At 69.3% G+C, this 19,336-nt stretch carries 25 protein-coding genes; 13 read left to right on the top strand and 12 right to left on the bottom strand.

The features are described 5' to 3' along the window. Window positions 1–164: 164 nt before the first annotated feature. Entirely contained in the window at window positions 165–1,085 is a 921-nt protein-coding gene (locus ASF51_RS03985; RefSeq protein ID WP_055925474.1) for a serine hydrolase, read from the top strand. On the opposite strand, the gene ASF51_RS03980 is transcribed toward ASF51_RS03985, so the two are convergent. Further along, window positions 1,086–2,069, bottom strand: a complete 984-nt coding sequence (locus ASF51_RS03980) for a diacylglycerol kinase family protein (RefSeq protein WP_055927853.1) — start codon at window positions 2,067–2,069, stop codon at window positions 1,086–1,088. 77 nt (window positions 2,070–2,146) lie between these two features. Next, a complete protein-coding gene (locus ASF51_RS03975; protein ID WP_055925471.1) occupies window positions 2,147–2,635 on the bottom strand; it encodes a hypothetical protein in 489 nt (162 codons plus the stop codon). Window positions 2,636–2,674: 39 nt separating this feature from the next. On the opposite strand from ASF51_RS03975, the gene ASF51_RS03970 reads away from it, so the two are divergent. Then, a complete protein-coding gene (locus ASF51_RS03970) occupies window positions 2,675–2,953 on the top strand; it encodes a putative quinol monooxygenase (RefSeq protein ID WP_055925468.1) in 279 nt (92 codons plus the stop codon). Between the two features lie 3 nt (window positions 2,954–2,956). On the opposite strand, the gene ASF51_RS03965 is transcribed toward ASF51_RS03970, so the two are convergent. After that, window positions 2,957–3,937 (bottom strand): LysR family transcriptional regulator, encoded by a 981-nt coding sequence (locus ASF51_RS03965; RefSeq protein WP_055925464.1) that lies wholly within the window; start codon window positions 3,935–3,937, stop codon window positions 2,957–2,959. An 81-nt stretch (window positions 3,938–4,018) separates the two neighbouring features. On the opposite strand from ASF51_RS03965, the gene ASF51_RS03960 reads away from it, so the two are divergent. Next, the gene (locus ASF51_RS03960; RefSeq protein WP_055925461.1) at window positions 4,019–5,071 is read left to right on the top strand and encodes an aminotransferase class V-fold PLP-dependent enzyme; all 1,053 of its coding nucleotides are present in this window, start codon (window positions 4,019–4,021) and stop codon (window positions 5,069–5,071) included. Between the two features lie 220 nt (window positions 5,072–5,291). On the opposite strand, the gene ASF51_RS03955 is transcribed toward ASF51_RS03960, so the two are convergent. Genes ASF51_RS03955 through ASF51_RS03935 form a run of 5 tightly spaced genes read right to left on the bottom strand, consistent with a single transcriptional unit; the run spans window position 5,292 to window position 8,589 of the window. Further along, on the bottom strand, window positions 5,292–5,792 hold the full coding sequence (locus ASF51_RS03955) for a VanZ family protein (RefSeq protein WP_082479516.1): 501 nt from the start codon (window positions 5,790–5,792) through the stop codon (window positions 5,292–5,294). Further along, window positions 5,789–6,187, bottom strand: a complete 399-nt coding sequence (locus ASF51_RS03950) for a PPOX class F420-dependent oxidoreductase (protein WP_055925458.1) — start codon at window positions 6,185–6,187, stop codon at window positions 5,789–5,791. Before ASF51_RS03950 ends, ASF51_RS03955 begins: the two co-directional genes overlap by 4 nt. A 43-nt stretch (window positions 6,188–6,230) precedes the next feature. Continuing rightward, on the bottom strand, window positions 6,231–6,656 hold the full coding sequence (locus ASF51_RS03945) for an NUDIX domain-containing protein (RefSeq protein ID WP_055925455.1): 426 nt from the start codon (window positions 6,654–6,656) through the stop codon (window positions 6,231–6,233). Further along, entirely contained in the window at window positions 6,649–7,254 is a 606-nt protein-coding gene (locus ASF51_RS03940; protein ID WP_055925451.1) for a GNAT family N-acetyltransferase, read from the bottom strand. Before ASF51_RS03940 ends, ASF51_RS03945 begins: the two co-directional genes overlap by 8 nt. Beyond that, window positions 7,255–8,589, bottom strand: coding sequence for a glutamyl-tRNA reductase (locus ASF51_RS03935; protein ID WP_055925449.1), 1,335 nt, complete (start codon window positions 8,587–8,589; stop codon window positions 7,255–7,257). It lies immediately after the preceding gene. A 56-nt stretch (window positions 8,590–8,645) separates the two neighbouring features. Here ASF51_RS03935 and hemE point away from each other — a divergent pair, with 56 nt between their 5' ends. The 9 genes from hemE to ASF51_RS03890 all read left to right on the top strand — a co-directional run bounded on the left by hemE (window position 8,646) and on the right by ASF51_RS03890 (window position 16,268). Continuing rightward, complete coding sequence (hemE, locus tag ASF51_RS03930) at window positions 8,646–9,722, top strand: uroporphyrinogen decarboxylase (RefSeq protein WP_082479515.1); 1,077 nt, start codon at window positions 8,646–8,648, stop codon at window positions 9,720–9,722. A gap of 118 nt (window positions 9,723–9,840) precedes the next feature. Continuing rightward, entirely contained in the window at window positions 9,841–11,310 is a 1,470-nt protein-coding gene (locus ASF51_RS03925) for an NAD(P)/FAD-dependent oxidoreductase (protein ID WP_082479663.1), read from the top strand. 105 nt (window positions 11,311–11,415) lie between these two features. Beyond that, window positions 11,416–11,793 (top strand): hypothetical protein, encoded by a 378-nt coding sequence (locus tag ASF51_RS03920; RefSeq protein WP_055925443.1) that lies wholly within the window; start codon window positions 11,416–11,418, stop codon window positions 11,791–11,793. A 9-nt stretch (window positions 11,794–11,802) separates the two neighbouring features. Continuing rightward, entirely contained in the window at window positions 11,803–12,207 is a 405-nt protein-coding gene (locus tag ASF51_RS03915) for a phage holin family protein (RefSeq protein ID WP_055925442.1), read from the top strand. Then, window positions 12,204–12,557: a DUF3618 domain-containing protein gene (locus ASF51_RS03910; RefSeq protein ID WP_055925439.1), complete on the top strand. Its 354-nt coding sequence runs from the start codon at window positions 12,204–12,206 to the stop codon at window positions 12,555–12,557. Before ASF51_RS03915 ends, ASF51_RS03910 begins: the two co-directional genes overlap by 4 nt. Window positions 12,558–12,622: 65 nt before the next feature. Next, window positions 12,623–13,339, top strand: a complete 717-nt coding sequence (hemQ, locus tag ASF51_RS03905) for a hydrogen peroxide-dependent heme synthase (protein ID WP_055925436.1) — start codon at window positions 12,623–12,625, stop codon at window positions 13,337–13,339. Continuing rightward, complete coding sequence (locus ASF51_RS03900; RefSeq protein WP_055925434.1) at window positions 13,336–14,499, top strand: ferrochelatase; 1,164 nt, start codon at window positions 13,336–13,338, stop codon at window positions 14,497–14,499. The genes hemQ and ASF51_RS03900 overlap by 4 nt, the downstream gene beginning before the upstream one ends. Window positions 14,500–14,550: 51 nt before the next feature. Continuing rightward, window positions 14,551–15,483: a hydroxymethylbilane synthase gene (hemC, locus tag ASF51_RS03895; protein WP_082479514.1), complete on the top strand. Its 933-nt coding sequence runs from the start codon at window positions 14,551–14,553 to the stop codon at window positions 15,481–15,483. Further along, on the top strand, window positions 15,483–16,268 hold the full coding sequence (locus ASF51_RS03890; RefSeq protein ID WP_157412077.1) for a uroporphyrinogen-III synthase: 786 nt from the start codon (window positions 15,483–15,485) through the stop codon (window positions 16,266–16,268). Before hemC ends, ASF51_RS03890 begins: the two co-directional genes overlap by 1 nt. 7 nt (window positions 16,269–16,275) lie before the next feature. On the opposite strand, the gene ASF51_RS03885 is transcribed toward ASF51_RS03890, so the two are convergent. Further along, on the bottom strand, window positions 16,276–16,596 hold the full coding sequence (locus tag ASF51_RS03885) for a helix-turn-helix transcriptional regulator (RefSeq protein WP_055925424.1): 321 nt from the start codon (window positions 16,594–16,596) through the stop codon (window positions 16,276–16,278). Window positions 16,597–16,707: 111 nt separating this feature from the next. Here ASF51_RS03885 and ASF51_RS03880 point away from each other — a divergent pair, with 111 nt between their 5' ends. Continuing rightward, window positions 16,708–17,391 (top strand): NADPH-dependent F420 reductase, encoded by a 684-nt coding sequence (locus tag ASF51_RS03880; RefSeq protein WP_055925421.1) that lies wholly within the window; start codon window positions 16,708–16,710, stop codon window positions 17,389–17,391. 74 nt (window positions 17,392–17,465) lie between these two features. Here ASF51_RS03880 and ASF51_RS03875 read toward each other — a convergent pair whose 3' ends face one another. The 3 genes from ASF51_RS03875 to ASF51_RS03865 all read right to left on the bottom strand — a co-directional run bounded on the left by ASF51_RS03875 (window position 17,466) and on the right by ASF51_RS03865 (window position 19,298). Further along, on the bottom strand, window positions 17,466–17,891 hold the full coding sequence (locus ASF51_RS03875; RefSeq protein ID WP_055925418.1) for a nuclear transport factor 2 family protein: 426 nt from the start codon (window positions 17,889–17,891) through the stop codon (window positions 17,466–17,468). After that, complete coding sequence (locus ASF51_RS03870; RefSeq protein ID WP_055925415.1) at window positions 17,882–18,688, bottom strand: MBL fold metallo-hydrolase; 807 nt, start codon at window positions 18,686–18,688, stop codon at window positions 17,882–17,884. The genes ASF51_RS03875 and ASF51_RS03870 overlap by 10 nt, the downstream gene beginning before the upstream one ends. Before the next feature lie 127 nt (window positions 18,689–18,815). Next, window positions 18,816–19,298, bottom strand: a complete 483-nt coding sequence (locus tag ASF51_RS03865) for a MarR family winged helix-turn-helix transcriptional regulator (RefSeq protein WP_055925412.1) — start codon at window positions 19,296–19,298, stop codon at window positions 18,816–18,818. Between the last annotated feature and the right edge of the window lie 38 nt (window positions 19,299–19,336).

Raw genomic sequence — 19,336 nt, 5'->3', positions numbered from 1 at the left:
CGATTCTGTCAGAGGACCCCCAGTCGAATCGAGGCTGGTGCATATTCCGCGCATATGTGACGCGATGGCCGATCACAGGTGGATGTGGCACGATACCCGTTATCCCTCACGCGAGTTTCGGCCATGCGACCGTGCGACGAGGGAGTCCGGAGAAGGGGGGCGAGATGGCAGAGTCCACCAGGCGCCGCAACAGACGAGGCGACTCGCCCGACGCGCCCACGGCCCGACGCGCCCGGTCGGGCGCCACTCCTGCCGGCGACGATTCGTTCCGCCGCGGGTTCGCCAGCCTCACCCAGTTGGCCCTGTCCGGAGTCCAGATCACCGCCTGCGTGATCGACGTGAAGAGCGGACGCCTGCTCTTCTCCGTCGACGACCACCTCTCCGTTCCCACGGCATCGATCGGCAAGGTGCTCCTGCTCATCGAGGTCGCCGCCCGGCTGAGCGCCGGCGACAAGACGGCCCACGGCATCCTGAATCGCACGGCCCAGGATTCGGTGGCCGACTCGGGACTCTGGCAGCACCTGCAGGTGCCCGCGCTTCCCGTCGGCGATGTCGCCGCGCTGGTCGGCGCGGCCAGCGACAACCTGGCCACGAACGTGCTCATCAGGCGGGTCGGTCTCGACGCCGTGCGCGCCCGCGGCGAGGCGCTCGGTCTCACCCGCACTTTTCTGCTCGACACCGTTCGCGACTACCGCGGGCCGGACGACGCGCCCCAGCTCTCCGTCGGATCCGCACGCGAGCTCGCCACGCTCTTCGCGGGCCTCTCGCGCGGCGAGATCGTCGACGTGGCGACGAGTCAGCAGGTCATGGAGTGGCTCGCCCTCGGCTCGGACCTGTCGATGGTGGCCAGCGCCTTCGGGCTCGACCCGTTCGCGCATCGTACGAGCGACCACGGACTGATCCTCACGAACAAGACGGGCACCGACGTGGGCGTGCGCAGCGAGGCCGGCGTGCTGCGCGGACCGAGCGCGACCGTCGCCTACGCGGTCACGATGCGCTTCAACGACACCGATCTCACCGGCAGGCTCGCGGTGCTCGACGGCATGCGCACGCTCGGAACAGACATCCTGGAGTACGTCTTCTAGTCAGCCTCGATCCAGCGCAGCGGGCACGCGGGGCACTCTCACGACGAGCCCGTGATGCCGCACGGAGAGCGAGGCGGCCGTGACCGGTCCGTGGGTGTCGCCGTCGAGCTGGATCTCCTGGGCCTCCGGAAACCGCACGCGCATGCGCGAGGCCTGGGCCCAGCGGATCGCGCGCGGGGTCGGGGTGAGACTGGCGACCAGGCGGCCGAACCCCGTGCGGTGCAGCATCCGGTTGAAGGCGAGGCGATAGCCGATGTTGGTCCAGCCCGAGCCGCGGCCCGGCCGGAAGATGACGGCGTCGAGGCGCCCGTCGTCGATGACCGCCGCGGGAAGCAGCAGCAGGCCGCCCGTGAGCATGCCCGAGTTGCCCACGATCACGGTGTGCGCGCGGGTCGAGACCTCGGGCCGGTCGTCAAGGCGATAGTTCAGGTCGAACTGCCTGTTGCCGAAGACGCTGCGGGCGATCGGGTCCGAGTAGGCCAGCCAGCCGATGCGCTTCTTCAGACGCTCGTTGGTGTGCCCGGCCATGTGGGCGTCGAGGCCGATGCCGGCCATCACGAGGAACGCGTGCTGGGACTCGCGCCCATCCGCTCGCTCGAGAACGGCGAGGCCCGCGTCGACAGGGCGGTCGCTGCCGCGAAACGCGGTGGCGATGGATGCCCTCAGGTCGTTCAGAGGCAGGCTCAGCTCGCGGGCGAACAGGTTGCCGGTTCCTGACGGCACCAACCCGAGCGGGATGCCGCTGTCGACCAAGGCCTCAGCCGCGGCCCGGAGGGTTCCGTCGCCTCCGGCGACGACGATGAGGTCGGGAGCCGAGCGCACCGCATCCTCGGCTGCCGACCTGCCGTCGTCGGAGGCGCTCGTCTCGAACCACTCCGAGGCCGACCAGCCGGAGCGGGCCTCCTCGGCGGCGACGGCGGCGCGCAGTGTCTCGACCGAGACCTTCGCAGGATTGACGACGACGGCGGCCTTCCGACGGGGCATCGCCACAGCAGAATCTCCGGTCACGGCAGCCAAGAATAGTGCCCACAGGCCGTGCCCGACCGCGTGTCGCGGGGGTGTCAGCCAGTCTGCGCGAGGCGTTGGGGCCAGGTGCCGTAGCGGGCCTCGAGATCGGCGGAGATCATCGACAGCGCCGTCTGGGCGTACTCCATCGAGCGGATATCGAGCTCGGTGAGGGCCGCGGCCACTCCCGATGCCGTGCGGCCCGCGCCGGTCACGCGGATGACCGCATACCGTTCGGGCGCGACCTCGGTCTGCGACCAGACCTGCCTGAGCACCTGGTCGAGCAGCTCGGTGTCCGAGCCCGAGAAGTCATCGGAGAGCTCGATGTTGATACTCATATACGTCTGAAAACCGTCTTTGGCGTGGCCGATGCGGGCGTCGAAGACTCCCGGGATCGACTTCAGGGTCGCCTCGGCTTCGTCGGCGCTGCGCTCGACCGAGGAGGTCGAGTGGGAGGGCGTCGTCGTGATGCAGCCCACGAGGCCGAGCCCGAGAGCGCAGGCCAGCAGCGAGGCCGAGAGCGTGACGCGAACTCGGGATCCCATGTTTCGACCCTACAGTCGGTCGTGTGCCACTCTCGATTCATGAGTTCTGTGCGCCTGACCGGTCGGCTTGTCTGCGACACCCTCGAACAGGCTCGCGTGGTCGAAGAGAATCTGCCCCTGCACACGCAGCTCACTCGAGCGGAGCCGGGCTGCGTCTCGTTCGAGGTGACGCGCACACGCGATGAGCTGGTGTGGCAGGTCGACGAGCTGTTTCAGGATGCGGAGTCGTTCGCGGCGCACCAGCGGCGCGTCGCCGACAGCGAGTGGGGCCGCGCGACGGCGGGCATCGAGCGCCGCTACGAGATCGAGGGCGCGTAGGCCCTACGTCAGCGGGCGCGACAGGGCCTCGAGACCCCAGGCGGCGGCATCCAGTGAGCGGATCGCCGCGATCGTCGCCCCGATCGCGGGCACGCCGGCCGAGCCCTGTGCCGTCACGAGGTGCACCGTGCGGTAGTCGGCGGCCGCCGGCGGCCTGGTCGTGACCCCGGCAGGCAGGGGCGTCGCAGACAGGGCGAGCGACGGCAGCAGCGCCACGCCGAGGCCCGCCCCCACCATGGCCAGCACCGCCTGCACGTTGTCGGTCTCGTAGCCGAGCGAGGGGGTGAATCCGGATGCTTCGCACAGCTCGACGAGGTGCCCGCGGCACCGCGGGCAGCCGGCGATCCAGCCGGAGTCGGCGAGACCCGCCAGCTCGATCGCGCCATCGCCGAGGCCCGGCGCATCCGGAACCACGAGCAGCATCTGCTCGCGCCAGAGCGGCACAGTGGCGAGTCCCGTGGCGCTCGCCCGGTGCGGGTCGTCGGGGTCGCGCGGGTAGCTGAAGGTGAGGGCGATGTCGGCGGCGTGGTCGCGCACAGCCTGCACGGCCTCGGGCGGCTCCGCCTCGAGGTAGCTGAAGCGCACGCCCGGATGCCGGCGCGTGATGTCGCCGAGCAGGCGCGGCACCACGGTCGACGACGCCGAAGGGAACGCCGCGATGCGCACCAGCCCGGAGCGCAGCCCCGAGAGCTCCGACAGCTCGTCGGCCGCCGAGTCGATGGCTCGCAGCACCGTGGCCGCGTGCCGCGCCAGCACCTCGCCGGCCTCGGTGAGCTCGACACCCCGCGCGACCCGGGTGAGCACAGGCATGCCGAGCTTCTCCTCGAGCCGTCGGATGCTCTGACTGAGCGCGGGCTGACTGTAGCCGAGCGAGGCCGCGGCCGCCGTGATCGATCCCTTGTCGGCGACGGCCCTGATCACCCGCAGGGTCTGGGAGTCGAGATCGGTGGCCAGGCTCGATCGGGAGGGAGGGGTCAGCGTCATGCGATGAGCATAACGGCGGCTTATGTCAGCGATGCCCAAGCTGCCGTTGTCCAATGGGTCGTGAGAGGTCACTCTGGATGCATGACCACACTCGCCGAGGCCCGTGCCCAGTTCGTCGGAGGCCGACGATACCTCGGCGCATGCTCGCTGGGCATGGCGACGTCGTCGACGCTCGAGGCGATGCGGGCCGACCAGGCGGACTGGGCTGCCGGACGCTGTTCGCCGGCGAAATACGACGCCGTGATCGACCGCACCCGCGCATCCTTCGCCCGTCTGATGAACGTCGACGCGGGCCGCGTGGCGATCGGATCGCAGACCTCCGCGATGGTCAGCGTGCTGGCCGCGGCGGTGCCGGCGGGCCGCGAGGTGCTGTGCGTCGACGGGGACTTCAGCTCGATGGTGTTTCCGTTCGTCGTGGCCCAGGGCCGTGGCGTCGTGGTGCGGCACGTTGCGCTCGAAGCGCTCGCGGCATCCATCACCCCGGCTACGCATCTCGTGGCGTTCTCTCTCGTGCAGTCGTCGTCGGGCAGGGTCGCCGACGTCGACGCGATCGTGGCGGCGGCCCGGGCGAACGGCGCGTTCACCCTGTGCGACACGACTCAGGCGGCCGGCGCGATGCCCGTCGACGCCTCGCTCTTCGACGCCACGGTCTGCCACGCCTACAAGTGGCTGTGCGCACCGCGTGGAGCGGCCTTTCTGACCCTGGCCGAGGGCTACCAGCAGACGCTCGCCCCTCTTCAAGCGAACTGGTACGCCGGCGAAGACATCTGGGGCTCGTGCTACGGGCCGAACATGAACCTCGCCGCGGATGCACGCGGCTTCGACGTGTCGCCGGCCTGGCCCGTGTGGGTGGGCGCCGAGCCCGCGATCGAGCTCTTCGCGTCGCTCGACCTCGCCGAGGTGCACGCGCACAACGTCGCCCTGGGCGACGCGCTCTGCGACGGGCTCGGTATTCCTCGCCGCGGTCAGGCGATCGTCACGTGGCCGGATGCCGATGGCCGGCACCTGCAGGCGCTGGTCGCCGCCGGCATCGTCGCGTCGGGCCGGGCCGGATGCGCGCGCGTGGCGTTCCACCTCTGGAACGACTCACGCGACGTGGCCGACGTGCTCACCGCGCTCGCGCCCGTTCCCTGAGCCTGCCGAAGGGTGCCCCGCCCGTTCCCTGAGCCCGAGCTCGCACGCCCCCTCAGCCGCCCGTTCCCTGAGCCTGTCGAAGGGTGCCCCGCCCGTTCCCTGAGGCCGAGCTCGCGCGCCTCCTCAGCCACCCGTTCCATGAGCCTGTCGAAGGGCATCCACCCGTCAGAAGATGCACTGATGCCGGCCGACAAGAGCATCAACTGACGGATGGATCGCGCTACCCGTCGACCCGTCGACGGATGTGCACCACCGCAGCCCCGAGGGCCCACCCCAGAGCCGTGCCCGTGGTGTTCGTGATGAGGTCGTTGACGTCAGACGTGCGACCGACCTGCACGACGAACTGACTCAGCTCGATCGTGACCGAGAGCAGCAGTCCGATGAGCAGTGCGACCGGGAACCGGATGGCCGCCGCCGCGAGCAGCAGCCCGAGCGGCACGAAGACGCCCACGTTCAGCACCGCGTCGACCACGGCACCCGGACCCTCGAAGCTCAGGGGAACGAGGTTGAGCAGCGATCCTCTGCCCGAGCTCGGGCGCAGCGTCATGAAGAGGAGTCCGGCGAGCCACGCGGCGAGGAGGACGGCGATCGCGATGCGGTCGCCGCGAGGAATGCGCGCGCCGCGGGTCGAGCGGGAACCGCGCACGGCGAGGATGATGCCGGCGACTCCGATCACGGCGAGCAGCGCCGCGTAGGCGAGCTCGAAGGGAAAGCCGCTCACTCCGTTATGCGCAGGCTCACGCGCTTCTTCTTACGGCCCTTCTTGCCGAGGCGTTCGATGAACATGAAGATGCGGTACTCGAGGCGGTACTTGGCGAGGAAGATGCGCTCCTGGCTCGAGCGGGCCTCGTCGGTGTCGACGATCTCTGCGTGCCCCGAGACGGTCTGGGCGTCGTCTGCCACCTTGCCCATGCGATCGCAGGGGCGCAGCTCGACGCGGACGTCGTTGCGCAGCCGCTTCACCTTGCCCGTGCCGTCGGGAGTCGTGACGATGAGGGCGTCGCCGTCGCGGGCGATCCATACGGGAGTGGACACTCCCTCTCCGGTCTTGCGAAAAGTGGTGAGTGAAACGAACCGCTCGTCGGCGATCGAGGCGAGCCCGGCATCCAGTGTCATTGGCCAACCCTAACCGGCGCACAAGGTAGCCGGCCGGGCGGGGTCAGTCGATCAGGCCTAGCTCGGCCAGACGTCGAAGAGTCTCTCGGCCGGCCGGTGGGCAGCGGTCGGCGTCGGCAGTGGTCACCCAGTGCACGGCGTCGACCTCGGCGGATGCGACGGGCTCGTCGGGCGTGGACGCCTGGAACACGCGCATCTCGACCAGTCGGCCCTCGGGTTCGCCGTGCGCCTGCACGGTCACGGTGAAGAGTTCAGATACGGAGGCGGGGTCGAGGTCGACCGAGATCTCTTCGCGGGCCTCACGGATGGCCGCGTCGAACGCGGTCTCGCCGGCGTCGATCTTGCCGCCGGGCATGTAGACCACATCGCGTGCCCGCGCCGTGACCATCAGAACGCGGCGGTCGCGCACGAGCGCCACCGCCGCGACGAGGATCGTGGGCAGCCCAGGCGTGCCGGACCGCTCAGCCATCGAGCGCGTTCCGGGCGTTCCACTCCACGTCGAGGATCGCGTAGACGGCGAGGTCTCCCCACTCTCCCTTGAAGATCTCGCTGTGCACGAAATGCCCCTCGAGGCGCATGCCGAGCCGGTAGCAGAGCGACGATGAGGCCGTGTTGCGGGGATCGAGCTCGGCGATGACCCGGTGAGAGTGGAGCTCGTCGAAGGCCAGCGTGAGCACCCGGGAGGCGGCCTCCGCCGCGTAGCCCTTGCCCTGATACTCGGGGTTCAGCACCCAGCCGATCGTGGCCTGCCTGTGCTCGACGCTCGAGAGAACCAGAGTCATATCTCCGATGATGCGGGGTCGCGACTCCGGGTCGTCCGGTGTCGCGGGCAGCTCGATGCCGAGCACGATCACGTCGCCATCGGAGGCGAGTGTGGTGTTCAGCCGCCTCGCCAGGTGCTCGGCCACCTCGTCGCGATTTCGCTGGGGCCAGGGCAGGTACCGGATGACGTCGTCGCGTCCGGCGTACGCGAAGACGTCGTCGAGGTCGTCGGGGGTGAGCGTGCGCAGCAGGAGGCGCTCGGTGCGGATGGGGTCTGTCACACGCAGCAGGGCCTCGTCGCTCACTCAGCCTCCGTGGGTGCGGTGAGTAAGAGGAAGGGTGGAGGCGACCACGGCCTCGACAGCGCCGGAAGCGCCGGATGCGTCAGCGGGCGAGGCCTGCAGGCCGAAGAGCGCCTCGACGGCCGCGAACACGGTCTCGGTGCCGCCGGTGCGAGCCAGCTCGCGGGCCCTCACAGAGGGAGTGTGCAGGATCACGCCGACCAGGTGCCGCAGCGCCCGTTCGGTCTCGTCGGACGAATCTCCGCGCGAGCGTGCCCGCGCGATCTCCGCGTCGAGAAGGTCGAAGAGGTGCGAGCGCAGCGCCACGACGGCCGGAGTAACCTCGGCCTCGGCGCGGGATGCGCGGTACTCGGCCGCGGCCTCTCCCACGAGCGCACGCGCGTCGGATTCGGCGTTCAGCTCTTCGAGCGGCGCGTGCAGGCTGACGGTCTCGAGGTCGAGCAGCTCTGTGCCGGCGACCGTCGACACGGTGGGGTCGACGTTGCGCGGCAGGCCGAGGTCGATGACCAGGCGACGCTCGACGGCATCGGGCAGCTCGCCGGCCGCGGCGAGCTGGGCCGCGGTCAGAACGACGGTGGGTGCGGTGCTGCAGGTGACGATCACATCGGATGCCGCGATCGCCGCGATCAGCTCGGCCTTCGCAACGGCCTGCAGCTCATGAGAGGCGGCGAAGTTGGCGGCGCGGCCCGACGGCGAGTACACCCGCACATTCGTGACGCCGCGGTCGCGCAGGGCGGCGAGGCTGGCGCGGGCGTAGCGCCCGGTGCCCACGAGCAGAACCGTGGTGCCGGCCCAGTCGGTGACCCGGCTCTCGGCCAGATCGAGGGCGAGGCGCACGAGGCTGCGGCCGGCGCCGCCGAGACCCGTCTTGGTCTTGACGCCCCGCGAGGTCTTCGACGCGCGCTGGAACAGGCGCTCGAGGTCGCTCGACGTGGTGTGCTCGACGCGGGCCGTGGTGAGGGCCCGGCGAACCTGGCCGGCGATCTCGTCTTCGCCGATGGCGACCGACTCGAGTCCGCTCGAGACCGAGAAGAGGTGCTCGGCCACGGTGTCGCCGCAGAGAACGGTGAGGGTGCTGCGCACGTCTTCGACGTCGACGATGGATGCCTCGGCCAGCACCTCCATGGCCTGCTCGGCCGCGAGGGCTGCCGCGGCAGTGAGGGGCTCGTCGACGTCGAGGTAGGCCTCGAAGCGATTGCAGGTGGCGAGAACCACGGCGCCCTGGATGAAATCGCTGTCGGTGACGAGCGACGTCGCGAGGGAGGGTGCGCCGATCGACAGCTTCTCGAGGAGATCGAAGCTGGCGTTGCGATGGTTCGCAGTCAGGCAGAGCAGCACCAGCCAAGTCTACGTCGTGTAGAAGACCGCTCAGGCTGCGCAGGTAAAATCGCCCGGTGACTTCGACAACCGCCGCACCCGCCCTGCCCGCCGAGCATCCCCTGGTCGACGGGCGCACGGCATCCAGCGCCCTCGTCACCACCTACCGGGGCCGGCGCGGCGACGTCACCCCCGTGTGGTTCATGCGCCAGGCCGGACGATCGCTGCCCGAGTACCGCGAGCTGCGCGTGGGAACGCAGATGCTCGACGCCTGCCTCGACCCCGAGCTCTCGAGCGAGATCACGCTGCAGCCGGTGCGTCGCCACGGAGTCGACGCGGGCATCTTCTTCAGCGACATCGTGATTCCCCTCAAGCTGGCCGGCGTCGACGTCGACATCGTTCCCGGTCGTGGCCCCGTTCTCGCGAAGCCCGTGCGCACCGCCGCCGACGTGGCCGCGCTGCCCGCCCTCGACCCCGCCGCGCTCGCACCGATCTCGGCAGGCGTCGCCCGCACCGTCGCCCAGCTCGGCAGCACGCCGCTCATCGGATTCGCCGGGGCCCCCTTCACCCTCGCCGCCTACCTCGTGGAGGGCGGTCCGTCGAAGGACCACCTGAGGGCGCGCACCCTGATGCACTCCGACCCGGATGCCTGGGCCGGCCTGCTCGACTGGGCCGCGACGGTCACGGGCCAGTTCCTGCGGGCGCAGGTACTCGCCGGGGCCTCGGCGGCGCAGCTGTTCGACTCGTGGGTGGGATCGCTGTCGCTCGCCGACTACACCGCGCACGTGCAGCGGCACTCCGCGAAGGCGCTGTCGGCGGTGGCGGACCTCGGCGTGCCCACCGTGCACTTCGGAGTCGGCAGCGGCGAGGTGCTCTCGGCCATGCACGACATCGGAGCCGACGTCATGGGAGTCGACTGGCGCATCCCGCTCGCCGAGGCCAGCCGTCGCCTCGGCGGCGGCGTTCCCCTGCAGGGCAACGTCGACCCCGCCCTGCTGTCGGCGCCGTGGCCGGTGCTCGAGAAGCACGTTCTCGACGTTCTCGAGAGCGGCAAGGCCGCCCCGGCCCACGTTCTCAACCTCGGCCACGGTGTTCCGCCCGAGACCGACCCCGCCGTGCTCACCCGCATCGTCGAACTCGTGCACTCTCGATGAGCACCTCGGCTGCGGCTTCGGTGCTGAGTCAGCACGAATCGCCCAACACGCCGGCTGACGGCGCGAACGAGCGGCGTGGCGACATGAACGTGCTGACCTGGAGCCTCGAGTGACCGAGATGAACGCGGTCGACACCGACGTCGTGGTGATCGGGGCGGGCGTCGCTGGACTCGTCGCGGCCCGGGAGTGCGCTCGAAAAGGCCTTCGCGTTACCGTGCTCGACGCGGCCGAGACCCCGGGCGGATTCGTCGCCACGCACACGGTCGACGGCATCCGGCTCGACAGCGGGGCCGAGAGCTTCGCCACCCGCGGCGGCGGGAAGGGCAAGCCTGGCCCCGTCGCATCGCTGATCGCCGACCTCGGTCTGGGCGACGCGATCGTCACTCCGAATCCCCGTGGCGCCTGGGTGCAGCTGCCCGACGGAGCCGCGCCGCTGCCGAAGCTCAGCCTGCTCGGAATCCCGGGCGCCCCGCTCGCCGACGACGTGCGCCGCATTCTCGGGTGGAAGGGCGCGCTGCGGGCCCAGCTCGATCGCTACATGCCCCTCTTGCGCGTGCGCCCCGAGACCGACCTCGGCGGCATCGTGCGCCGACGCATGGGCCAGGCCGTTCTCGATCGTCTTGTCACGCCCATCGTCGGCGGAGTCCACTCGGCGTCGCCGACGGTGATCGACGTGCACGCCGTGGCCCCCGGCCTCACGAAGGCCATGACCAACCAGGGCTCGCTGTCGGGCGCAGTGCTGGCGCTGCTCGAGGAGCGCGGATCGAAGGTGGCCGCCGGTTCGGCCGTCGCGGGTATCGACGGCGGCATGTTCCGGCTGGTCGAGGCGCTCGTCGCCGACTGCAAGAAGTTCGGAGTCGAGTTCCGCATGTCGACGCCGGTGCAGAGCACCGGGCCTGCCCCGTTCCCTGAGCCTGTCGAAGGGAACGGCGGCCGCTGGGTCACCACCGCGACCGTCGCCGACGAGTCCGCGCAGATCACTTCGCGGGCCGTCGTCGTGGCCACGTCGTTCCGCACAGGGCTCGCGCTGCTCGGCGGCGGCCTCGGCCTCGACACCGGCGCCCCGGAGTCGTGGCCGGAGCCCGCCTCGGTCGAGCTCGCCACCCTTGTCGTCGACGACTCCCGCCTCGACGCGGCCCCGCGCGGAACCGGCGTGCTCGTCGCGACCGGCGTTCCCGGCATCCAGGCCAAGGCGCTGACCCACGCGACCGCCAAGTGGAACTGGCTGGCAGAGGCCGCGGGCCCGGGCCGCCACGTGCTGCGCCTCTCCTACGACCGAGACGTCGTCGCGCAGTCGCCGACACAGGCCCAGGCCCTGGCCGACGCCGGCGCCCTGCTCGGCCTCACCCTCGAGGAGAGTTCGGTGCGCGGCTTCGACGTCACGCGCTGGAACGACTCCCTGGCCTTCGCCACCGTCGGCCACCGCGCCCGAGTCGAGGCCGTGCGCGCGCAGGTGGATGCCGTTCCCGGCCTGCTGGTCGTCGGGGCCTGGATGGCGGGCACCGGGCTGGCCGCGACGATCGCGCAGTCGCGGCCCGCCGCATCCGATTTCGCTTTCGAGCTGCGCACGGGCGCGACGCCCGCGTGACGGGCCTCTAACACACTGCAGCCCGCGAAATCAGCCCGCTCGACGTTCAGGCCGCAAGGTCTACGCTTATAGCTCACGCCAACTCTTGAATGGATCGGAGTCGTTATGCGCGGCAAGTTGATTTTGGTGGTCGGTCTGGCCACAGGCTACGTTCTCGGCTCTCGTGCCGGACGGCCGCGGTACGAGCAGATCAAGGCGGGTGCAGACAAGGTGTGGAACCTCGCACCCGTTCAGCAGGTGGCCGGAGCCGTCAAGGAGTTCGCCGGCCAGCGCGTCGACACGGTGCAGCTGAAGGCGGGCAACGCCACGAAGAAGGCCGTGCGCTCGCTGCTGCACCTCGACGACACCCCCGCGAAGTCGACGAGCCCGGCGAAGAAGAAGTCGACCTCCGGCGCGAAGTCGTCGGCGGACAAGACCTCGACCGCCAAGATGAATCCGGCGACCCCGGCGCCCGCCACCGCGGCGACCGACACCGACGAGTAGGCCGGTTCCATGACGAACATCCCCAACCCGGCTCGCAAGAAGTCGCTCGGCGAACTTCTCGGCGAACTGCCCGGCCTGCTCGTGACGCTCGTCAAAGACGAGATCGAGGGCCTGAAGCGCGAGATCACCTCGAGGCTCGCCAAGCTCGGTGTCGGCGCGGCACTCTTCGTCGTGGCGGCACTGCTCGGCTTCTTCGCCCTCGCGGTGCTCATCGCGGCGGCCGTCCTCGGGCTCGCCACGGTCTTCGCGCCCTGGCTCGCCGCCCTGATCGTGGCGGGTGCGCTTCTCATCATCGTTGCGATCCTTGTGCTCGTCGGAGTGAGAAGCATCAAGAAGGGCATTCCGCCCGTTCCCGAGGAGTCTGTCGACTCTCTCAAGAAAGACGTCAACGCGATCAAGGGACTCGGCCGATGAGCACCGAAAAGAAAGAAGCGCCCGTCGACGGGGCCGCCGTTCGCGCGACCACCCAGCTCGCGAAGAACGCTCTCCAGAGCGACGACAAGCCCGAGCCCCCGAAGCGCAGTTCGGCCGAACTCTCCGCAGACATCGTGAAGAACCGCGACGCTCTTGCCGCGACGCTCGACGCCATCGAGTACAAGCTCAACGTGCCGAAGCAGGCCAAGCTCGCGGCGGCAGACATCTCCAACAAGATCCGCGTGCTGCGCGACGAGAACCCGGTGGCCCTGGCCGCGGGCGTCGGTGCGCTCGCGGTCGCCGTGGGCGGGGCCGTGTTCCTCGTCGTGCGGCTCCTCGCCCGGCGCTGACGCGTCGAGCCCATCACGGGTGCTCTGCGCCCGTGCGAACCACCCGAACAAGATGAATGAGGATCATGACTGACCCGACAGTCGACCAGACCGCCACGCCAGCCGAGGAGGTCATCGGCTACACGTTGTGGGCGGTCCTTCGACGCAACCCTGAGCGCCCCACCGCGCTCGATGGACACGATGTGGCCAACGCCGTCGGCCAGCTCGACGACGCGATCGCGATCGTCGAGGCCGAGGGCGTCGTCGTTCGCGGCATCTACGACGTGTCGGGGCTGCGGGCGGATGCCGACCTGATGTTCTGGCTGCACGGCCCCGTTCCCGAGACCCTCCAGTGGGCGCTGCGCGAGCTGCGGCGCACCGGCCTGGTCGAGCCCCTCCTCCCCACGTGGAACGCCCTCGGCGTTCACCGCGACGCCGAGTTCTCGTCGAATCACCTGCCCGCTTTCATGCGCGGCAAGGAGCCGGCCGCCTGGCTCACCGTCTACCCGTTCGTGCGCAGCTACGAGTGGTACCTGCTGCCCGAAGAGGAGCGTCGTGCCATGCTCGGCGAGCATGGCCGCAAGGGCAGCCAGTTCTCGAGCGTTCTCGCCAACACGGTCGCCTCGTTCGCCCTCGGCGACTACGAGTGGATCCTCGCGCTCGAAGACGACGACCTGCTGAACCTCGTCGACCTCATGCGCGATCTGCGCCAGACGGATGCCCGTCGGCACGTGCGCGAAGAGGTCCCGTTCTTCACGGGCCGCCGCATCACCACCGCCGAGGTCGTCGAGGTCCTTCAGTGAGCACTCTGGTCCGCAACGCGACGCCGGCGGCGGCGGACGGCCCCGAGCACGTCACCCAGCCCACGAAATACGACGCCATTCTGCTCGCCTCGTTCGGCGGCCCGGAGGGGCAGGACGACGTCATCCCGTTCCTGCGCAACGTCACGCGCGGCCGCGGCATCCCCGAGGAGCGCCTCGAAGAGGTGGCCCACCACTACCGCGCGTTCGACGGCATCAGCCCGATCAATGCGCAGAACCGTGCCCTGCAGATCGCGCTGCAGGCCGAGATCGATCGTCGCGGCATCGACCTTCCCGTGATCTGGGGCAACCGCAACTGGGACCCGTACCTCGCCGACGCGCTGCGCGAGGCATCCGCTGCGGGCCACCGCAAGCTGATCGCCATCGCGACCAGCGCCTACAGCTCGTACTCGAGCTGCCGGCAGTACCGCGAGGACTTCGCGCTCGCCCTCGAAGAGACGGGGCTCGGAGACGAGCTCGAGATCGACAAGGTGCGCCAGTTCTTCGACCACCCCGGCTTCGTCGAGCCGTTCATCGAGGGCGTGCGCGAGGCCTTCGTCTCGCTCGCGGCCGAACAGCCCGACCTCAACCTCGACACCGAGGTCGAGGTGCTGTTCTCGACGCACTCGATTCCGTCGACGGATGCCGCCCGCTCGGGCCCCGAGGCCCGTGGCTTCGGCGAGGGTGGCGCCTACAAGGCCCAGCACCTCGCGGTCGCCGAGGCTGTGATGCTCGCGGCGGAGTCCAGCGCACCGTGGCAGCTCGTGTTCCAGTCGCGCAGCGGTCCGCCTACCCAGCCGTGGCTCGAGCCCGACATCAACGATGCGATCGCCGAATTGCCGGCCCGCGGCATCCGGGCCGTCATCATCGTGCCGCTCGGATTCGTCAGCGACCACATGGAGGTGAAGTGGGACCTCGACAACGAGGCGCTCGCTTCGGCCGCCGAAGTCGGCATCGCGGCCGTGCGGGTGCCGACCCCGGGCATCCACCCCGCCTATGTCTCGGGACTGGTCGATCTGGTTCTCGAGCGGGTGCAGGCGACCCCCGTCGACGAGCGTCCAGCGGTGACCGAGCTCGGTCCCTGGTACGACGTGTGCCGCCCGGGATGCTGCGAGAACGTACGCTTGGGGTTCAAGCCCGCGATCTCCGGACTCGCCCCCTGAGCATTTTCGTTTCATTGAGTACACCCGTTTCATTCTGAGAGCATTTCTGCTGTGACCCGAACTCTTCGCATCGCCACCCGTGGCAGCGCGCTCGCGCGCGCGCAGACGGGCATGGTGGCCGATCAGATCACGGCGGCCACCGGCGTTCCGATCGAGCTGGTGATCATCAAGACAGAGGGCGACACCTCGCGCGAATCGTTGGCGTCGCTGGGTGGAACAGGGGTTTTCGCCAGTGCGCTGCGAGAGGCGCTGGTGCGGGGCGAGGTCGACCTGATCGTGCACTCGCTCAAAGACCTGCCCACCGCGGCCTACCCCGGACTCGTCATCGGAGGGGTTCCCGAGCGGGAGGATGCGCGCGACGTGCTGTGCACGGCGGGCGGCGTCTCGCTCGCCGATCTGCCCGAGGGCGCACGTGTGGGAACGGGTTCTCCGCGTCGGCGTGCCCAATTGTTATCACTTCGTCCTGATCTGGAGGTCGTGGATATTCGAGGGAATGTCGACACACGACTACGATCGGTTGAACGGGGAGACCTACACGGCGTCGTGTTGGCCGCGGCAGGGCTCGAACGACTGGGTCGGCTGGCGGAGGCGTCGGAGTTCTTTGATCTTGAGCTGTGGCCGACCGCACCCGGCCAAGGCGCTCTCGCCATCGAGGCGCGAGAAGGAGACGACATCACTGAGCTGTTGAGCATCGAACACGGTACGACACGAACCGCCGTTCGAGCCGAACGATCCGTTCTCGCCACCCTCGAAGCCGGATGCGCCGCACCAATCGGCGCGCACGCCACGATCGATGGCGACCTTCTTGTTCTCACCGCCGTGGTCTACGACCCGTCGGGCGATGCCGAACTCGGATGCACGCGACAGGCGACCCTCACTGGCATCGACGACGATGTGCTCGCCGAGGCGCTCGGTGCTGCGGTCGCGGCGCAGCTGCTCGAAGACGGGGCTGCAGAACTGGCTCCCCTCGGAGGCGCTGCATGATGACGCCCTGGAGCAATCGACCGCTCGGCGGCTGGCGCGTGCTGGTTCCGCGAGGCGGCCCCTGGGGCCACGGCGTGGCATCCGATCTTCGTGCCGCCGGAGCGACGCCCGTCGTCGCCCCCATGATCAACTTCGCCCCCGCCGCCGACGACGAGGCACTGAACGTGGCCCTCGCGTCGCTCGCCTCGGGCGCGTTCGACTGGCTCACGGTCACGAGCGCCACCACCGTCGACGTGCTCTCGGCGCACCAGGCCAGCGTTCCCTCGTCGACGCACATCGCGGCTGTCGGAGAGACCACCGCCGCGGCGCTCACCGCCGCCGGCTACCAGGTCGACCTCGTTCCGCCGGAGGACAACTCGGCCAAGGGACTCCTGCGCGAGCTCGCCCAGTTCGAGAAGTACGGCGCCGAGCTGCGCATCCTCACCCTGCGCAGCGACATCGCGAAACCCGTGCTCACCGAGGGCCTCACCGCCCGGGGCCACACCGTCGAGTCGGTCGTCGCGTACCGCACCATCGGCGTCGCCGTCGACGAGGCGATCGTGCGCGACATCCAGGCCGGGGCGTTCAAGGCGGTTCTCGTCACGTCGGGAAGTGTCGCGGAGCAGATCCAGCTGCAGTTCGGTCCTCTGCCCGAGACCATGATCGTGGCCGCGATCGGCCCGCAGACGGCCCGCGACGCGGAGGCCTACGGCGTGCGCGTCGACCTCGTGGCCAAGGAGCGCAGCGCGGTGTCGCTGATCGACGCGATCGTCGAAGTGGCCAAGGCACAGAAGTCCGACGACTAGGAGCCCGCTACGGGCGCTCGGCGTCGAGAACGAGGTCGAGCAGGCCGGGGAACCGGCGGTCGAGTTCGTCTTTTCGAAGCCAATTCCTGTGCCGGGTCCCGTGAGCCTCCTGCCTGATGATGCCCGACTCACGGAGCACGCGCCAGTGGCGGGTCAACGCCGACTTGGTGACTCCGAAGTCTCTGTTGCCGCATCCCGTTCCCGGCTCGGCCGCGATGAACGCGACGATCGCGCGCCGCGTCGGATCGGTCAGCGCCGACATGACCTCGAACAGGTCGATGTCCTTTTCGTCGGGGATCGTGAGTGGAGTCGCCAATCTGCTGGCCATCTTGCTCCTCTCGCTGGCTCGAACTCATCGCATATGTACGCGTGAACGTGTACATGATGTACCGTTTATGTACACCTAAAAGTGTACAAGAGCACAAACACCGGGAGACATATGACGACCATCGGTTTGATCGGAAGCGGAAACATCGGCAGCGGCCTTGCCCGTCTGGCCGTCGCGGCGGGCTACGACGTGATCGTGAGCAACAGCCGTGGCCCAGAGACCCTCGGCGACCTCGTCGCAGAGCTCGGCCCCCGTGCTCGCGCGGCCACATCCGCTGAAGCGGCCGCCGACTCCGACCTCGCCATCGTCACGATCCCCTTGAAGGCGTACCCGCACGTGCCGGTCGCCGAGCTTCGAGGCAAGACGGTGATCGACACGAACAACTACTACCCCGAGCGTGATGGCCACATCGCAGAACTCGATGACGAGAGCACGACCACGACCGAGCTCCTGCAGAGGCACGCGCCCGACTCCCGAGTCGTGAAGGCGTTCAACAGCATCTACTTCCCGCACCTCACCTCGCTCGCGCGACCGAGTGGGTCGGCGGACCGTTCGGTGCTCCCGATCGCTGGAGACGACCCGGCGGCCAAGCAGACCGTCGCGGAGTTCCTCGACCGCATCGGCTACGACACCCTCGATACTGGCCCGCTGTCCGAGGGGTGGCGTTTCCAGCGCGACACCCCCGCATACACGCGCCCGTACTTCAGCGGAGAGGATCCGGACCTGGGGCGGCCGGTCTCCCGAGACGAACTCGCGACGAAGCTGGCCGAGGCTCGACGCTACCGCGACATGTGACGACACCGGCGCGGGTGTTCACGCCGAGCGCTGTGGTTCGGCCACCGCGCTACGCGTGAACACCCGCGTTCGCCTCAGTCGGCGCGCGAGGCTTCGGCGACCTTCGCCGTATCGACGAACTGCTCGAACCGCACGATGAGGCCGCCGCGAACGACGAAGTGGTGGGCCACTCGCACGTTCATCGCCTTGCCGGTCGCCTTGTTGGTGGCGGTGTAGCGCGCGAGCACCACGACGTTCTCGCCGTCGACCACGTAGCTGTCGTCGTGCGCGGTCCAGTCGGCCCAGTCGCGACCGAGGATCTCCATGACACCGGATGTGACGCCCTCGGGCGTGCGGTAGGTGCCGGCCAGGGGGAACCCGGCCATCTCGGTCCATTCGACGTCGGGCGCCAGGGTCGCCCGCAGCGCATCGAGATCGCCAGCCGCGGACGCCAGATACTGGCGGCGCACGACGTCGCGAGCCGTTGTCGAGACGGCAAAGTCTTCGAGTGTCAGCCCCATGTCATCTCACCCTTCGCAACCTTCGGTCCGAGCTGGGCGGCGATGAGCATGCCCGAGTTCGGGTAGGCCTCGACCAGCGCTGCAGTGGCAGCCGCGCCGTCTTCGGAGCGCTCGAGCACCCTCTCGAACTCTTCGAGGTACGAGCGGGTGTAGTCGATGCCCGAAGCGTCGTTGGGCGTGCCGGGAAGGCGGTGCCCCGCGACCACCAACTCGGGGCGGAGTGCCGACATCTGGTCGAGGAGAGTGATCCAGTCCGCGCGCTGCTCGGGTCGGGCCGTGTCCGCGGTCCACACGTGCTCCTGCTGGAAGACGAGTACCCCGCCGATGATGGCCTTCTCTTCGGGTGCCCACAGGTAGTGGCGATCAGGCAAAAGAGTGGATGCGCCCCGCAGCTCGAGCTTGTGGCCATCGACGTCGAGATGGTCGGCGGTCAAGGGCTGGATGTCGACGAGGCGGGTGGGCAGGTTGGTTCCGAGGGCGGCCCACGCCGTCAGCTTGCCCTCGAACGAGGCCCTGATGTGGTCTATCACGATGGGCGTCGCGAGAATCTGCGCGTCGGGGAATGCGTCGGCGACGACCTCGAGACCGAAGTAGAAGTCGGGGTCGGCGTGGCTGACGAACACGGTCGTGAGCTTCTTGCCGGAGTCGAGGACGGCGGCGACGAGTCGGTGGCCGTCGGCGAGAGTGAAGCCGGCGTCGACGAGCAGCGCCTCCGTTTCGCCGGTGACGAGCGTCGCCGACTTGTTGGGTGAGCCGGCAGGGAAGTCGAGGTCGAAGACCTGAAAGGAGAGTGACATGGTGATGGTGGTTCCTTGTCTCTGGGCGCTCGGGGTGGCCGAGGCGGCAGCGCGGTGCTGCCATCGAGGAGAACAATAGCTGACTAGTCAGCTATTCCCATCTCGTCGAAAGTGATCGCGAATCGGGTCAGGGCATCACCGGAAGCTCGGCCGCCGCGTTCTTGCTGAGCGTGCGGATTGCTTCGGCGAAGCTGCGCGCCTGGTCGGCGGGAAGAACGTCGACGAGGTAGCGCTCGATGTTGCGGACGTGGAGTTCGCTGGCCTCGAGGAGCTTCTGCTCGCCCAGGTCTGTGAGCTCCACGAGCTGCACGCGGCCGTCGGTCTCCGAAGGGCGCCGTCGGATGAGGCCGAGTTCGACCGCGCGGTTCACGAGCCGGGTCGCCCCACCCGACGTCACCACCCTCGACTGTGCGACATCGCGCACGGGAACCCCGTCGCCCCCGGCCCGCCCCACGACCAGGAGCAGCTCGTAGATGGAGTGGGTCAGGCCGGTGGACTCCTCGAGCGCGTGCCCCAAAATGTACTCGAGTCGATTCGCTGCACCGAGGAGCCGCCCGAAGACCAGGATCCTCGGATCGTCGGCCGCCTGTTTCGCCGTGGTGAAAATCATCGTTCGCTCACGAGTCCACCTTAGGTCGGGGCATCCCC

It is taken from the genome of Agreia sp. Leaf283 (genome assembly GCF_001422485.1).
Lineage (GTDB): Bacteria > Actinomycetota > Actinomycetes > Actinomycetales > Microbacteriaceae > Agreia.
Note: the sequence above shows the minus strand (reverse complement) of the source record. Positions and strands in the feature narration are given on the sequence as shown.